The sequence below is a fragment of the Rheinheimera salexigens genome (genome assembly GCF_001752395.1).
Taxonomy (GTDB): Bacteria; Pseudomonadota; Gammaproteobacteria; order Enterobacterales; family Alteromonadaceae; genus Alishewanella; species Alishewanella salexigens.
Genome location: NZ_MKEK01000001.1, coordinates 2,677,194 through 2,692,240 on the forward strand (window position 1 = coordinate 2,677,194; position 15,047 = coordinate 2,692,240).

The window sequence follows — 15,047 nt, forward strand, 5'->3', positions numbered from 1 at the left end:
TGTAAGGTAATTTAAGTGACCCAAATTACGTCTAAAATAAATCCTCGCACTGAGGAATTTCAAAAAAATGCGGCAGCTATGCAAGCCGTAGTCGATGATCTAAACAGCAAAGTACAACAAATTAAACTCGGTGGTGGTGAAGCGCTTATTGCTCGCCATGTTGGCCGTGGTAAAATGTTTGTGCGTGAACGAGTGCAAAAGCTATTAGACCCAGGTTCACCATTTTTAGAAGTTGGCCAATTTGCTGGCTGGGAATGTTATGACGACTATGTACCCAGTGCCGGTATTGTTGCCGGTATTGGTCGGGTTAGCGGTGTTGAATGTATGATAGTGGCTAACGATGCCACGGTAAAAGGCGGTACTTATTATCCGCTAACGGTTAAAAAGCATTTACGCGCTCAAGAAATTGCCGAGCGTTGTCATTTGCCTTGCATTTATTTAGTCGATTCTGGCGGTGCTAACTTACCGCGCCAAGACGAAGTATTCCCTGACAAATTACATTTTGGTCGTATTTTCTTTAATCAAGCCACTATGTCTGCCAAAGGTATTCCACAAATTGCTGTAGTAATGGGCTTATGTACCGCTGGTGGTGCTTATGTGCCCGCTATGGCCGATGAGAGTATTATTGTTAAAGACCAAGGCACTATTTTCTTAGCTGGCCCGCCGTTAGTTAAAGCGGCAACCGGTGAAGAAGTAACAGCAGAAGAATTAGGCGGCGCCGATGTGCACTGTAGAATTTCTGGTGTGGCCGATCATTATGCCCTAAACGATGAGCATGCTTTACAGTTAGCCCGCAATTCTGTTTCTCGTTTTAACCGCCAACAACAGGCTAATGTTGAAGTAAAACCAAGCCAAGAGCCGTTATATGATGCCAAAGAATTATACGGCATTGTCGGTACTGATTTGCGTAAACCGTTTGATGTTAAAGAAGTGATAGCGCGAATTGTTGATGGCTCTGATTTTGATGAGTTTAAACAATATTACGGCAGCACTCTGGTTTGCGGTTTTGCCCGTATCTTTGGTTACCCTGTGGGTATTGTGGCCAATAACGGCATCTTGTTTTCAGAGTCAGCGCAAAAAGGTGCCCACTTTATTGAGCTGTGTGCCCAGCGAAAAATCCCCTTATTATTTCTGCAAAACATTACTGGCTTTATGGTGGGTAAAAAATACGAAGCCGAAGGTATTGCTAAACACGGTGCTAAAATGGTGATGGCGGTAAGTTGCGCCAAAGTGCCTAAATTTACCGTGTTAATTGGCGGTAGCTATGGCGCAGGTAACTACGGTATGTGTGGCCGCGCTTATGACCCAACAATGATGTGGATGTGGCCTAATGCCCGCATTTCCGTTATGGGTGGCGAGCAAGCCGCAGGTGTTATGGCGCAAGTAACTAAAGACGGTTTAGCCCGTAAAGGTGAAACCTTGTCAGCTGAAGCCGAGCAAGCCCTGAAACAGCCTATTATTGAGCAGTATGAAAAACAAGGTCACCCCTACTACGCCAGCGGCCGGTTGTGGGATGACGGTATTATTGATCCAGCACAAACTCGAATGACAGTTGGCTTGGCGATGGCGGCAGCATTAAATGCGCCTATTGAAGAGACTAAGTTTGGCGTGTTTAGAATGTAGTTTTGCATGTGTTTTGGCAAATAATTGAGGATGGATTAGGTCGTGACTGAGGTAAGCGCAATCGCGCCGTACTACTTTATCAGAACACGCCGTAAATACATCCTTGTAGGCTCGGGTTTTTCATCCTTGAAAAACACGGTTCTGAGCAAAGTGTACTGTGCGCTTGCTCTGCCGGATAGCAGCGTAATGTCAGATTTAACTGGGCAAGTAATACTGAAATTACGCAGCAGTAGCGGTTTAAAATAAGCCTAGCAGTAACAAATTCGAAGATATGTACCCAGTGCGGTCTAATTAGAACGCAATGCTTGAGCCATAAAAGTTAAATACTCTCGGAGTAATATATGAACCTAATTTACACAGAAGTCAGCATTGATACCCGCGGCGTCGCTACATTAACGCTGAACCGTCCTGAGGTACATAATGCCTTTGATGATAAAATGATCGCCGAACTTATCGGCATTTTAGATAATTTAGCGGCTGACGATTCGGTACGTATTTTAGTATTAAAAGCTAATGGTAAAAATTTCTCTGCCGGTGCCGATCTCAATTGGATGCGCGCTATGGCAGATAAAGATTATCAACAAAATTTAGATGACGCCGACGAACTTGCCGAGTTAATGCATAAATTAGATCGCTTTTCCAAACCAAGCATCGCTTTAGTGCAAGGCGCCGCTTTTGGTGGTGCAATCGGTTTAGTAGCTTGTTGTGATATCGCCATTGCTGCAGACGATGCCAGTTTTTGTTTAAGTGAAGTTAAAATTGGTTTAGTACCTGCGGTAATTAGCCCGTATGTGATGCGCGCTTTGGGTGAGCGACAAAGCCGTCGTTACTTTATTACTGCCGAGCGTTTTAGCGCTAATACTGCATTGAATTTAGGTTTATTGCATCAAGTAGTGACAAAAAATCAGTTGGATGAGAGTGCTGAACACTTTATTCAAAATTTATTACTAAATAGCCCAGCTGCAATTAAAGCCGCCAAAACCCTTATCCATAATATTTATAATCGTAAGATTGGTAATAATGTGATTGCTCATACTACGCAAGCTATTGCAGAAATTCGGGTATCAGAACAAGGTCAAGAAGGCTTAACCGCATTTTTAAATAAGCGTAAACCTAATTGGCAAAGTGAGGAATAACATTGATGTTTCGTAAAATTCTGATTGCTAACCGCGGCGAAATAGCCTGCCGTATTATTGATACAGCTCATAAGCTCGGTATTCGTTGTGTTGCAGTTTATTCTGAAGCTGATGCCAATGCCCGTCATGTACGCATGGCAGATGAAGCTTATTTATTAGGCCCGGCCCCAAGCAAAGATTCTTACTTACGTTTAGATAAAATTATTGCGATAGCCAAGAAAAGTGGCGCAGAAGCTATTCACCCAGGTTATGGCTTTTTAGCTGAAAATGAGCAATTTGCTCAAGCTTGTTTGGATGAAAATATTGTTTTTATCGGCCCGCCTGTGGCCGCTATTACCGCTATGGGTTCAAAAAGTGCGGCTAAAAATATTATGCATAAAGCCGGTGTACCACTAGTACCTGGCTATCATGGTGAAGACCAAGCAGATACCACCTTAGCGGCAGAATCTGCCAAAATAGGCTACCCGCAGTTACTTAAAGCCGCTTACGGTGGTGGTGGTAAAGGTATGCGTGTGGTGTGGTCAGAAGACGAATTCGCTAGCGCACTTGCTGGTGCTCGTCGTGAAGCAACGGCTGGTTTTGGTAATGATAAAATGCTTATAGAGCGCTATCTTACTAAACCTCGGCATATAGAAATTCAAGTCTTTGCCGACAATCACGGAAATGCAGTGTATTTAGCCGAGCGCGATTGCTCTATTCAACGTCGTCATCAAAAAGTAATTGAAGAAGCACCAGCACCTAACTTTAGCCAACAGCAGCGCCAAGCTATGGGTGAAGCTGCGGTTAAAGCGGCCCAAGCTATAGATTATCGTGGTGCGGGTACGGTTGAGTTTTTATTTGATGAAGATGGCTCTTTCTACTTTATGGAAATGAACACCCGTCTACAGGTAGAGCATCCAGTAACTGAAATGATTACTGGTCAAGACTTAGTTAACTGGCAGTTATTAATTGCTGCGGGCGAGCCGTTACCCCTGACCCAAGATCAAGTGAAAATTGATGGCCATGCTATTGAAGTACGCATTTACGCTGAAGATCCTGATAACGATTTTTTACCTGCGACCGGTAAACTAACCTATTTACGCCAGCCAAAACCAAGCCGCTATGTGCGGGTGGATACCGGTGTGCTTGAAAACGATGAAGTCAGTCCGTTTTATGATCCGATGATCGCAAAATTAATTGTATGGGATCAAAACCGTGATCGGGCTATTAACCGCATGTTACGTGCCTTAGAAGATTATCAGATTGCCGGTGTTACCACTAACCTAAGCTTTTTAACCAGCTTAGCGGGACACCCTGCGTTTAAAGCGGCAGAGCTAGATACCAACTTTATTAATCAGCATCACGACAGCTTATTTGCACCTGCAGATGCCAAAGATGTTGCAAACAGTAACCAAGCATTAGTGTTAGCTGCGTTATTTGTGCTACAGCAACAAAAAAATAACGAAACGCAAAGCATGGGCCACTCTAGCCCTTGGCAGCACAGCCAAGGTTGGCGCTTAAATGAAGTCCCAACAGTTAGCATTGCGCTATTAAAAGGTGATGAAAAGCATCAAGTCACTATTGAGCAGCACAGCCAACATTACCAAGTGCAATTAGCAGAGCAAAACTTAATCTGTCAGGCAGAGCTTATCGGTGATGAATTGAGCGCGGTAATAGACCAGCGCAGAATCAAAGTGCGGGTGAATCAGTACCAAGATACGATTAGTGTTTTTATAAAACATCAGCGCTATGACTTTATCTATCAAACCGAAGTCACCACCGACACCGATGGCGCTGAACATGCCGGTAGCTTAACCGCTCCAATGAACGGCACTGTGGTGGCAGTATTAGTCGAAAAAGGCGCGGTAGTAAAAGCCGGCGATACACTGGTGATTATGGAAGCCATGAAAATGGAATACAGCATTAAAGCCAACCACGATGGCACTGTTAATGATGTATTTTATGCCGCCGGTGACTTAGTGCAAGATGGCGCTGAATTAGTTGATTTTACGGCGGATGAACAATGAGTTTACCTACCCGCGTTCGAATAGTTGAAGTTGGCCCTCGAGATGGTTTGCAAAATGAAGCCAGTGTTAGCACATCTGACAAAATTGAATTGATTAATCAGTTAGCAGCGGCTGGGCATAGCTACATTGAAAGTGGTGCTTTTGTCTCGCCTAAATGGGTGCCACAAATGGCCGACTCTGCCGAGGTTTTTGCCGGTATTGACCGTCAAGCTAATGTCACTTATGCCGCACTAACACCAAATCTAAAAGGCTACGAATCTGCTAAGTTAGCGAATGTATCTGAAGTCGCCATTTTTGGTGCGGCCTCAGAAGCCTTTAGTCAAAAAAATATTAACTGCAGCATAGCCGAAAGTTTAGCCAGATTTGAGCCAGTAATGGCCGCCGCTAAGCGTGATGGCATTAAAGTGCGCGGTTATGTTTCATGTGTTGTTGGTTGTCCTTATCAAGGTGAAGTTGCACCTAGTGAAGTCGCACGAGTCGCTAAAGCTTTACTGGATATGGGCTGCTACGAAATCTCGTTAGGCGACACTATTGGTGTCGGTACACCGAAAACTGTTATGGCAATGCTAGATGCTGTTAGTGCTGTGGTTCCGGTAGAAAAACTAGCCGTACATTTTCATGATACCTATGGTCAAGCGTTAAGTAATATCTATGTCGCACTTAATCGTGGCATCAGCGTCATTGATAGCGCGGTTGCTGGCTTAGGCGGTTGTCCTTATGCGGCGGGTGCATCTGGCAATGTCGCAACTGAAGATGTAGTCTATTTATTAAATGGTTTAGACATCAGCCATGGCGTGGATTTAAATGCCTTAGCGGCAGCTGGCAGGTTTATCACCGACAAGTTAGGCAAGCAGCCTAGTTCTAAAGTAGGATTGGCGCTGCAAGCTAAGTGCAGTACAACTTAAGGCATTAAGATTTAAGAAAACACAGAGGACAACAAATGGCAGGGTTTAATAAGGTCGTAAATAGCTACGAAGAAGCCATGGCAGGCTTGCAAGACGGTATGACCGTTATTGCGGGTGGCTTTGGTTTATGTGGTATTCCAGAGGGTTTAATCGCACAAATTAAAAAAATGGCGACCAAAGATTTAACCGTGGTATCCAATAATTGTGGTGTTGATGGCTTTGGTTTAGGCATTTTGCTTGAAGACCGGCAGATTAAAAAAATGATCGCCTCTTATGTCGGTGAAAATGCGTTGTTTGAAAAACAATTGCTTAATGGTGAATTAGAAGTAGAACTAACACCACAAGGCACCTTGGCAGAAAAAATGCGTGCAGCCGGTGCGGGTATCCCTGCATTTTTTACGGCGACTGGCTATGGTACTCCTGTAGCTGAAGGCAAAGAAACTCGCGAAATTAATGGCCGCAACTATGTACTTGAAGAATCAATTCAAGGTGATTTTGCCATTGTTCGGGCGTGGAAAGCTGACCGTTATGGCAACTTAATGTTCCGCCATACTGCAATGAACTTCAACCCCATGGCTGCCACTGCTGGTAAAATAACGGTAGCTGAAGTTGAAGAAATTGTTGAACCAGGCGAATTAGAGCCTTCACAAATTCATACCCCGGGAATTTACGTGCAACGTGTTATCAAAGGTACTTTTGAAAAACGCATTGAACGTCGCACCGTTCGTCAAGCTTAAGGAGGCAACAATGGCTTTATCTCGTGAACAAGTTGCCATGCGCGTAGCACAAGAACTACAAGATGGTTATTACGTAAATTTAGGTATTGGTATTCCAACCTTAGTGGCGAACTACGTACCAGAAGGTATTGAAGTGATGCTGCAATCAGAAAATGGTTTACTCGGTATGGGGCAATTCCCAACTGAAGAAAATCTAGATGCTGATATGATTAATGCCGGTAAAGAAACCGTTACTGCCGTAAAAGGCGCGGCTATTTTTAACTCAGCTGAAAGCTTTGCCATGATCCGTGGCGGCCATGTTGATTTAACAGTATTAGGCGCCTTTGAAGTGGATCAAAACGGTAATATTGCCAGCTGGATGATCCCAGGTAAATTGATTAAAGGTATGGGCGGCGCTATGGACTTAGTAGCAGGCGCACAAAACATCGTTGTCACCATGACCCATGCCGATAAGTACGGTAACAGTAAACTATTAACTGACTGCACCCTACCGTTAACCGGTGTCGGCTGTGTTAAGAAAATTGTTACTGACCTTGCAGTATTAGAAGTACGTAATGGCGCGTTCCACTTATTAGAGCGTGCTCCGGGTATTTCAGTTGAAGAAATTCAACAGAAAACGGCAGGTAAACTGGTCGTTGACGGTGATATCCCAGAAATGAAGTTTAATTAGTATTCTTCTCTCTAGAATAAAAAAGCTGGCTTAAGCCAGCTTTTTTATTGCTGATGACTAACACTAGTCGGTTTTGTCTTATGCTATTTTATCTTTCAACCGCCCTGCTTTTATCGCTTACTTTTTGACCAACCAGCAACCATGTGATATATTTAAAATGTATCATTTGATTACAGGTGCAATATGATTGCGTTAGTTAAAGAGTTTACCCCCCCGCTTTATCAAGCTACTACTATTTGGCAACAGTTAGGTATTGCAGAACGTGGGCCAAAATTATATCAAGCACTGCATAATGGGTTTGCCTATAGCGTATTTGACACCCTTGCTAGTTTATCTGGTTTAGATAAAAAACAATTAGCCTCGGTGTGTCAGTTGGCGCCAGCAACGCTCGCGCGACGGGCTAAAGTCGGCAAATTTACTCAAGATGAAAGTGATCGACTATACCGCTTTGCTACCGTGTTAGTGGCAGCCATCGCCTTATTCGACAACAACATTGCTGCCGCTAGCCGTTGGCTAACCGAACCCGTATATGGTCTTGGCAACAAATCGCCCCTAGCTATGCTAGTAACCTCAGCCGAAACCCAAGCCGTACTCGATTTAATCGGCCGTTTAGAGCATGGGGTATTTGCCTAAGCATGGTGAAAAGTATTCAGCTTTTTCGTTTAGTGCATAGTAAATGGCTCAAACATGCTTTTGATGGTGAAGGTGCGCGCTTATATGGAGGGCGTTGGAATAGCAAAGGACAGCAGTGTATATACACCGCAGGAAGTGAAGCTTTAGCTATATTAGAAATTTTAGTGCATTTAAATAATCGTGCAGCGTTAAGTCAGTTCAAGCTATTTCAATTAACTATTGTTAGAACAGACTTAATGCAAATCAATAACAGCACACTGCCAATTAGTTGGCGTGACCAACCGGCAACGAGTGAAACCGCCCGTATTGGTGATAGCTGGCTAAATCAAAATGCCAGTTTAGCACTAGCAGTACCTAGCGTGTTGGCGCCCCGAGAAAACAATATTTTGCTTAACCCTAAACACGCCAACTTTGCTAGTTGTGTTACCAATATTACCGAACTAGACTTTATGCCAGATCCACGTTTAGCGCTTTAAACGCGCTAATAAACTAGAGGTGTCCCAGCGCTGGCCACCCATTTGTTGTACTTCGCTATAAAATTGATCAACTAATGCGGTTAAGGGTAAATGGCTACCATTATTTCGGGCTTCTGTTAGCGCTATGCCTAAGTCTTTGCGCATCCAATCGACGGCAAAGCCAAAGTCGTACTCCCCCTGCAGCATCGTTGCTGAACGATTTTGCATCTGCCATGATTGTGCTGCGCCTTGCGAGATTACTTCAACCACGGCCGCTGCATCTAACCCGGCATTTTGGGCAAAGTTTAAACCTTCAGCCAAGCCTTGTACCACGCCAGCTATACAAATTTGATTAACCATTTTAGCTAATTGGCCTGAACCAACAGGCCCTAACAGTTTGGCACAACGGGCATAACATTGAATGGCCGCTTCGGCTTTAGCCATGTCCGCAGTATCGCCACCAATCATTACCGTTAAAATGCCCTTTTCTGCACCAGCTTGGCCACCAGAAACAGGTGCATCTAAAAATCCAATGCCTTGTTGCTTAGCTGCAGCCGCTAACTCACGCGCTAATTCTGCCGATGCGGTAGTATGATCAATCAATACCGTTGCGGCTTGCATACCGGCTAATACGCCATGTTCGCCATAAACGACAGAACGCACATCGTTATCATTGCCCACACACATAAACACCAGTTCGGCATCTTTTACGGCAGCAGCTGGGGTTTGCGCCCAAGACCCACCGTATTCTGCAGCCCATGTTTGGGCTTTAACCGTAGTGCGGTTATAAACAGTGACCTGATAACCGTTTTGTTGTAAAAAACCGGCCATGGGATAACCCATAACACCTAAGCCGATAAAGGCGACCTGCTTGCTTGATTTGTTTGGTATTTTTGACATGCTTGACATTGACTTGTTAGAGGTTGACATAGTTTAGACTTAATTCTGTGACATACTGTGGCGCAGAGCTTACAAATTAATCCGGCTAATTGCAAAGCCGTTAGCAAGGAAGTTTTCATGACAAATATATACCAATTCAGTGTAGATAATGCCCAAGGTGAAAATGTACCGCTGCAGCAGTTTGAAAATAAGGTGCTGCTAATTGTGAATACCGCCAGTGAATGTGGTTTTACACCACAATATGCCCAGTTAGAAGCTTTGCACCAAACCTATAAAGATCGCGGCTTAGTTATTTTAGCCTTTCCGTGTAATCAATTTGGTAAGCAAGAGCCTGGCGCCAATAAAGACATTCAGCAATTTTGCCAACTTAATTATGGTGTTAACTTTCCTGTTATGGCCAAAGTAGAGGTTAATGGCCCTGAAACAGCACCGTTATTTGATTATTTAAAAAGCCAAGCTCGCGGCGTTCTAAAAACTCGGGCGATTAAGTGGAATTTCACTAAGTTTTTAGTCAATAAACAGGGCGAAGTAATTAAACGCTATGCGCCCAGAACTAAGCCCAGCAGTATGACTGCGGCGATAGACCAATTATTAATTAAGTAGTTATTAGCTAGTAATTATTAGCTAGTAATTATTAACTAATAACTTTCAGCGATTTAAAACCACAAAAAAGCCTTGTATCAACAAGGCTTTTTTAATAGCTAGTCCCGTCTTAAATAACGTTGACAGTATTTAACGGCTACCGCTTAGCGTGGAGGTAACATACCTGGTGGTAATTTACCGCCCATGCCACGCATCATTTTCATCATGCCGCCTTTACCCGACATTTGCTTCATCATTTTTTGCATCTGCATAAACTGCTTTAGCAACTGATTTATATCTTGTACTTGGGTACCAGAACCGGCTGCAATGCGCTTTTTACGCGAGCCTTTTAACAAATCTGGAAAATTTCGCTCTTTTGGCGTCATGGAATTGATAATAGCTTCCATTTTGACAAATTGTTTATCGCCCATTTGATTAGCGGCACCCGCAGGTAAGTTTTTCATGCCTGGCAGTTTATCTAACATCGACATCATGCCACCCATGCCACGCATTTGGACTAATTGCTCGCGAAAATCTTCTAATGAAAAGCCTTTGCCTTTCATTATTTTCTGGGCCATTTTCGCCGATTTTTCTTTATCGACTTTCTGCTCTAGCTCTTCAATTAAGCCCAGCATGTCGCCCATGCCTAGAATACGCGACGCGATACGATCAGGATAAAACGGCTCTAATGCATCCGTTTTTTCGCCCATACCGATAAACTTAATCGGCTTACCGGTAATATGCCGAATAGATAACGCGGCACCACCACGGGCATCACCGTCAGCTTTAGTTAATACTACACCCGTTAATGGCAACGCATCGTTAAAGGCTTTAGCAGTATTAGCGGCATCTTGACCCGTCATCGCGTCAACCACGAACAGGGTTTCAATAGGCTTAACCGCAGCGTGTAAGGCTTTAATTTCGTCCATCATGTCGCTGTCGACATGCAAACGGCCAGCGGTATCGACTAATAACACATCAAATTGGCGTAACCGAGCATGGGTTATAGCGGCGTTAACAATATCAACTGGCTTTTGCGAGATGTCACTGGGGAAGAATTCGACATTAATATCGTTAGCTAAGGTCTCTAGCTGTTTAATGGCCGCTGGTCTATAAACGTCAGCAGACACAACGATAACTTTCTTCTTTTTACGCTCAGTTAAATATTTCGCTAATTTAGCAACAGAGGTGGTTTTACCCGCACCTTGTAAACCGGCAACCATAATGACTGCTGGCGGCTGGGTATTTAATACCAGTTCTTCGTTAGCGTCGCCCATGGCTTCTTCAAGTGCTTTTTGCACAATTTTCAGAAACTCTTGGCCTGGGGTTAAGCTTTTACTAACTTCTAAACCGACTGAGCGTTGTTTAACATTCGCAACAAAGTCGCGCACAACAGGTAAGGCAACGTCAGCCTCAAGCAGCGCCATACGTACTTCACGTAAGGTTTCTTTAATATTGTCTTCAGTAAGACGACCGCGGCCGGTAATGTTTTTTAGGCTGCGGCTTAATCTGTCAGAGAGGTTTTCAAACATGCTATTATACTCAACACTGATAATGTGGCTGATTATACCTCAGACAAGATGAAGAATCAGCCGTTATGAAATACTGATGATAAAACTCTTGATATAAAAGCTTATTAGCGAACACTGTGTTTAAGTGTCAACATACCATACAATAGTAGACTGATGAAATAAGAGGAAAAAATGCTCATGTCAACGGTATTACTTAGCGCAGTCGCTTTAGTTGCTTATTTAATAGCAACCGCCTCAGTATTGCTGCGTATTTTTCATCCGGCCGGGCCACACTTTAAAACCACTTTCTCTGCCGCTATTATTGGCATAGTGTTACATATGCTAGCGTTAACAAGCTTGTTATTTACCGGTGATGGTCAAAATTTTAGTTTGCTTAATGTTATTTCTTTAGTTTGCTGGTTAATTACCGTGGCGATAACCTTAATCGCATTGCGCACTCCAACCATATTATTACTTCCGGTAGTGTATGGCTTTGCCTGCTTAACCCAACTGGCTACCCTGATTATGCCTCACGGCATCCAAATGCAGCATTTTGAACAACATATCAGTTTATTAGCCCATATTTTTTTAGCCTTTATTGCCTATGCAGTGTTAATTATGGCCATGTTGTATTCATTACAAGTTAGCTATATCAGCAATAAATTAAAGCAAAAAGACTTCACTGCAGTTAGTCGACATATGCCACCTTTAGTTTATGCTGAAAAGTTACAATTTCGCTTATTGCTAACGGGGACAATTCTACTAGGCTTAGCGTTATTAACTGGCGCGTTATTTATGGATAATTGGTTAGCAAAAGCTAACTTACATAAAAACGTGTTAAGCTTTATAGCCTTTATAATCTTTGCCCTGTTATGTTGGGGCCATGCACGTAAAGGCTGGCGTGGTAGAACGGCTAATATGCTAACGATCAGTGGTAGTTTACTGCTAACATTAGCCTACTTCGGTAGTCGCTTTGTTCGCGAAGTGCTGTTGGATAAACTTTAATTCTTGACTCAAGTGCCCATTCATATTAATTAATATGGGTGTTTGGTTATATAGGTGTTTAACTCTTGGACGACATAACAACGAGTACGTTATTTATTATTCTTGGCGTACTCATTTTCATCTCTGCTTATTTTTCAGGTTCAGAAACAGGCATGATGTCTGTAAATCCTTACCGTTTGAAGCATTTATCAAACGAAAACAATAAAGGCGCTATCCGTGTTAGCAAATTATTAAAGCGGCCTGATCGTTTAATCGGTTTAATTCTAATTGGTAATAACTTAGTTAATATCGCAGCCTCTGCCATTGCAACTATTATTGGTATGCGCTTATATGGCGATGCCGGTATTGCTATTGCCACTATAGTGCTGACCTTAATTATTTTAGTCTTTGCTGAAGTTACCCCTAAAACTATTGCGGCACTGCATCCAGAACGCATCGCTTTTCCAAGTTCTGCCCTATTACAATTGCTATTGAAAATATTTTACCCGTTAGTTTGGCTTATAAACTGTATTACAAATAGCATTTTAATGTTATTACGAATCAACCCAGAAAGTCATCAAGGCCATAGCTTAAGCGCCCAAGAATTACGAACAGTAGTGCATGAGGCCGGAGCGCTTATTCCTGAACAACACCAAAGCATGTTAGTGGGTGTACTAGACTTAGAAAACGCTACAGTTGAAGATATTATGGTCCCGCGCAATGAAGTGTCGGGTATTGATATTAATGATGACTGGAAGGATATAGAGCGCCAATTAGCCAATATCCAATACAGCCGCATTTTACTGTACCGAGATAATATTGATGATGCCTTAGGCTTTGTTCATCCGCGTGAATTAATGCGTTTATCCATTAAAGAGCAATTAACTAAAGCCTCATTACTGCGCGCGGTAAACGATATTTACTTTATTCCTGAAGGCACCCAGCTCAATACCCAGTTACTTAAATTTCAGCGTACCAAAGAGCGTATTGGTTTAGTGGTTGATGAATATGGCGATATTCAAGGTTTAGTGACGCTGGCAGATATTTTAGAAGAAGTGGTGGGCGAATTTACCACAGATATTGCCGAAGAAAGTAATGAAGATATTATGCCGCAACCTGACGGTTCGTTTTTAATTGATGGTAGTATTAATATCCGCGATTTAAACCGCGAGATGAATTTAACCCTACCTACGGATGGCCCAAAAACACTTAATGGTTTGATCTTAGAGCTGTTAGAAGAAATTCCGCAAGGTCGCTTAAGCATAAAGCTAGCAGGTTATCCATTTGAATTGATAAACGTGCAGGATAATATGATTAAGACTGTCCGCTTTATGCCACTTTTAAAATAAACCGCAATTAATGGCTATCAAGTTAATTTGCTTGATAGCCACTAGTTTTAGTATGCCAAGTAGCAATCCCTCAAATAGCAATTCCTAAAGTGACAATTCCTTAAATAGCAATTCCTCAAAGAAGAATGCTTATTAAGATTGACGGTTCACTCTACGCTAGTATTAACCGCATCAAGCGCAGCTGTTTGCTGTACGCCATGCTTTGGCTGATTATGATGCAATGCCGTTAACATATTCTGCCAAAAATACGGCCCTAACTCATTAATCACATTCGATTCAGCGTTTAATAACATGGCTACGCCTATCTGATGTTGTTGCGAGTAGGCTATTTCAGCACGATAACCTTTAACCCAGCCACCATGATATACCAACTCATCATCACCAAATTGATACAGGCGCCAACCCAATGCATAATTGGCATCAGTAAGATGGCTTCGCCATTGTTTGCGGCGTAAATCACGGCGGGTTTTAATATGCGGCGTGGTTAATTGTTGCAGTAATTGTGGCGATAACACATTGGGATTATGGCCTAATTGGGCTATTAACCAATAGCCTAAATCGACTGCGCTGGCATTAACACCTGCCGCAGGCAAAAAGTGATAATAATCTTCTGCAACTTTAACTGGATGCCATTTTTTACGCGCCCTAACATGAGGCATAGCCCGGTTTTCACTGCCAAAAAAACCTTCCATCCCTACTGATGCTGTTGGCAACTTTAAAGGCGTAAACAGCCGTTGCTGAATTAACTCGGCATAAGTTAAGCCGGTAGTTTGCAGCATAACTGGTTCAATTAAACTAAATAAAACGTTTTGATAACCGTAACATTTGCCTGGGTTACACAGCGGATCAATTTTACTAAACTGGGGTAAAATTCGCGCCATGGGTACATCGGCTTCAATTAAATTGTCATAGGCATTTGGCATCACTCCCGTACTTTGTGATAACAAATGGGTTAAGGTCAGCTGTTTGTTGAAGTGTTTAGATTTAAAGGAAAACTCAGGAATATAATCAATTAACTTATCATCTAAGCCAAATTTACCTTCCGCCGCCAATATGGTCGATAAGCTTGCAGCAAAGGTTTTTGATACTGAAGCAATACGAAATACCGTAAAAGGATCAACTGCTTCTACTGAACCTAATTGGCGCACACCAAAGCCGGCAGTGGCAATAATTTTATCACCTTGGACAATGGCATAAGCGCCACCTGGCACACCTGATTCTTTTAGCTTGGCTAAAAAATGTTGATCAAAATTGCTGATCACTTTTGCTAAATCATCTTCTGCCGAGACCGGCGTTGATACCAACACAGAGACAAAACTTAACAACAAACCGATAAACCAAAGTTTCACTTTGTGTCCTTATACTTATAAAAATAGTTACTACTAATTTTCGCATTGTAAGGACTTTCGCTTTCGTTGCCAACTTAACTTACTCAGTTTACTTATTAGCCGTCCATAGTAACTTTACATAACCTTTACCCATCGCTGCTTCTGCGCTGACTAAGCCCTGAGTATAGTATGGGTATAGCAATGGGTATAATAAAAGTATAAGTAGTA

The 15,047-nt window shown here is 42.7% G+C and carries 15 protein-coding genes; 11 read left to right on the top strand and 4 right to left on the bottom strand.

Annotation, left to right across the window (positions count from 1 at the left end):
* Positions 1–15 precede the first annotated feature (15 nt).
* The 8 genes from BI198_RS12135 to BI198_RS12170 all read left to right on the top strand — a co-directional run bounded on the left by BI198_RS12135 (position 16) and on the right by BI198_RS12170 (position 8,186).
* On the top strand, positions 16–1,623 hold the full coding sequence (locus tag BI198_RS12135; protein ID WP_070049785.1) for a carboxyl transferase domain-containing protein: 1,608 nt from the start codon (positions 16–18) through the stop codon (positions 1,621–1,623).
* Positions 1,624–1,964: 341 nt separating this feature from the next.
* Positions 1,965–2,759, top strand: coding sequence for an enoyl-CoA hydratase/isomerase family protein (locus BI198_RS12140; RefSeq protein ID WP_070049786.1), 795 nt, complete (start codon positions 1,965–1,967; stop codon positions 2,757–2,759).
* 5 nt (positions 2,760–2,764) lie between these two features.
* Complete coding sequence (locus BI198_RS12145) at positions 2,765–4,765, top strand: acetyl/propionyl/methylcrotonyl-CoA carboxylase subunit alpha (protein ID WP_070049787.1); 2,001 nt, start codon at positions 2,765–2,767, stop codon at positions 4,763–4,765.
* Positions 4,762–5,670: a hydroxymethylglutaryl-CoA lyase gene (locus tag BI198_RS12150; protein WP_070049788.1), complete on the top strand. Its 909-nt coding sequence runs from the start codon at positions 4,762–4,764 to the stop codon at positions 5,668–5,670. The genes BI198_RS12145 and BI198_RS12150 overlap by 4 nt, the downstream gene beginning before the upstream one ends.
* Positions 5,671–5,705: 35 nt before the next feature.
* Complete coding sequence (locus tag BI198_RS12155) at positions 5,706–6,407, top strand: CoA transferase subunit A (protein WP_070049789.1); 702 nt, start codon at positions 5,706–5,708, stop codon at positions 6,405–6,407.
* A 10-nt stretch (positions 6,408–6,417) separates the two neighbouring features.
* The gene (locus BI198_RS12160; protein ID WP_070049790.1) at positions 6,418–7,077 is read left to right on the top strand and encodes a CoA transferase subunit B; all 660 of its coding nucleotides are present in this window, start codon (positions 6,418–6,420) and stop codon (positions 7,075–7,077) included.
* 183 nt (positions 7,078–7,260) lie between these two features.
* Positions 7,261–7,710, top strand: coding sequence for a type II RES/Xre toxin-antitoxin system antitoxin (gene parS / locus BI198_RS12165; protein WP_070049791.1), 450 nt, complete (start codon positions 7,261–7,263; stop codon positions 7,708–7,710).
* Between the two features lie 2 nt (positions 7,711–7,712).
* Positions 7,713–8,186 carry an RES family NAD+ phosphorylase gene (locus BI198_RS12170; protein WP_070049792.1) on the top strand — a complete coding sequence of 158 codons (474 nt, stop codon included), beginning with the start codon at positions 7,713–7,715 and terminating at the stop codon, positions 8,184–8,186.
* On the opposite strand, the gene BI198_RS12175 is transcribed toward BI198_RS12170, so the two are convergent.
* Positions 8,175–9,065 (bottom strand): NAD(P)-dependent oxidoreductase, encoded by an 891-nt coding sequence (locus BI198_RS12175; protein WP_235605326.1) that lies wholly within the window; start codon positions 9,063–9,065, stop codon positions 8,175–8,177. The two genes, BI198_RS12170 and BI198_RS12175, sit on opposite strands and share 12 nt — an antisense overlap.
* A gap of 117 nt (positions 9,066–9,182) precedes the next feature.
* Between BI198_RS12175 and BI198_RS12180 the strand changes: the two genes are divergently transcribed.
* Positions 9,183–9,668, top strand: a complete 486-nt coding sequence (locus BI198_RS12180) for a glutathione peroxidase (protein ID WP_070049793.1) — start codon at positions 9,183–9,185, stop codon at positions 9,666–9,668.
* A 143-nt stretch (positions 9,669–9,811) separates the two neighbouring features.
* Here the strand turns inward: BI198_RS12180 and ffh are convergent, their stop codons facing one another.
* The gene (gene ffh / locus BI198_RS12185; protein WP_070049794.1) at positions 9,812–11,179 is read right to left on the bottom strand and encodes a signal recognition particle protein; all 1,368 of its coding nucleotides are present in this window, start codon (positions 11,177–11,179) and stop codon (positions 9,812–9,814) included.
* Positions 11,180–11,356: 177 nt separating this feature from the next.
* Between ffh and BI198_RS12190 the strand changes: the two genes are divergently transcribed.
* Positions 11,357–12,163 (top strand): cytochrome C assembly family protein, encoded by an 807-nt coding sequence (locus BI198_RS12190; protein ID WP_070049795.1) that lies wholly within the window; start codon positions 11,357–11,359, stop codon positions 12,161–12,163.
* 65 nt (positions 12,164–12,228) lie between these two features.
* Positions 12,229–13,491, top strand: a complete 1,263-nt coding sequence (locus tag BI198_RS12195; RefSeq protein ID WP_070049796.1) for an HlyC/CorC family transporter — start codon at positions 12,229–12,231, stop codon at positions 13,489–13,491.
* Positions 13,492–13,538: 47 nt separating this feature from the next.
* Here the strand turns inward: BI198_RS12195 and BI198_RS16500 are convergent, their stop codons facing one another.
* Both BI198_RS16500 and BI198_RS12200 read right to left on the bottom strand, forming a co-directional pair.
* Positions 13,539–13,610, bottom strand: coding sequence for a pentapeptide repeat-containing protein (locus BI198_RS16500; protein ID WP_083256687.1), 72 nt, complete (start codon positions 13,608–13,610; stop codon positions 13,539–13,541).
* A gap of 27 nt (positions 13,611–13,637) precedes the next feature.
* The gene (locus BI198_RS12200) at positions 13,638–14,840 is read right to left on the bottom strand and encodes a serine hydrolase domain-containing protein (RefSeq protein ID WP_070049797.1); all 1,203 of its coding nucleotides are present in this window, start codon (positions 14,838–14,840) and stop codon (positions 13,638–13,640) included.
* Positions 14,841–15,047 lie beyond the last annotated feature (207 nt).

Excerpts from the sequence above, each read along its gene's own strand:
- BI198_RS12140 (WP_070049786.1), top strand. The coding sequence starts at position 1,965 with ATGAACCTAATTTACACAGAAGTCAGCATTGATACCCGCGGCGTCGCT.
- BI198_RS12145 (WP_070049787.1), top strand. The coding sequence starts at position 2,765 with ATGTTTCGTAAAATTCTGATTGCTAACCGCGGCGAAATAGCCTGCCGT.
- BI198_RS12150 (WP_070049788.1), top strand. The coding sequence starts at position 4,762 with ATGAGTTTACCTACCCGCGTTCGAATAGTTGAAGTTGGCCCTCGAGAT.
- BI198_RS12155 (WP_070049789.1), top strand. The coding sequence starts at position 5,706 with ATGGCAGGGTTTAATAAGGTCGTAAATAGCTACGAAGAAGCCATGGCA.
- BI198_RS12160 (WP_070049790.1), top strand. The coding sequence starts at position 6,418 with ATGGCTTTATCTCGTGAACAAGTTGCCATGCGCGTAGCACAAGAACTA.
- parS (WP_070049791.1), top strand. The coding sequence starts at position 7,261 with ATGATTGCGTTAGTTAAAGAGTTTACCCCCCCGCTTTATCAAGCTACT.
- BI198_RS12170 (WP_070049792.1), top strand. The coding sequence starts at position 7,713 with ATGGTGAAAAGTATTCAGCTTTTTCGTTTAGTGCATAGTAAATGGCTC.
- BI198_RS12175 (WP_235605326.1), bottom strand. The coding sequence starts at position 9,065 with ATGTCAAAAATACCAAACAAATCAAGCAAGCAGGTCGCCTTTATCGGC.
- BI198_RS12180 (WP_070049793.1), top strand. The coding sequence starts at position 9,183 with ATGACAAATATATACCAATTCAGTGTAGATAATGCCCAAGGTGAAAAT.
- ffh (WP_070049794.1), bottom strand. The coding sequence starts at position 11,179 with ATGTTTGAAAACCTCTCTGACAGATTAAGCCGCAGCCTAAAAAACATT.
- BI198_RS12190 (WP_070049795.1), top strand. The coding sequence starts at position 11,357 with ATGTCAACGGTATTACTTAGCGCAGTCGCTTTAGTTGCTTATTTAATA.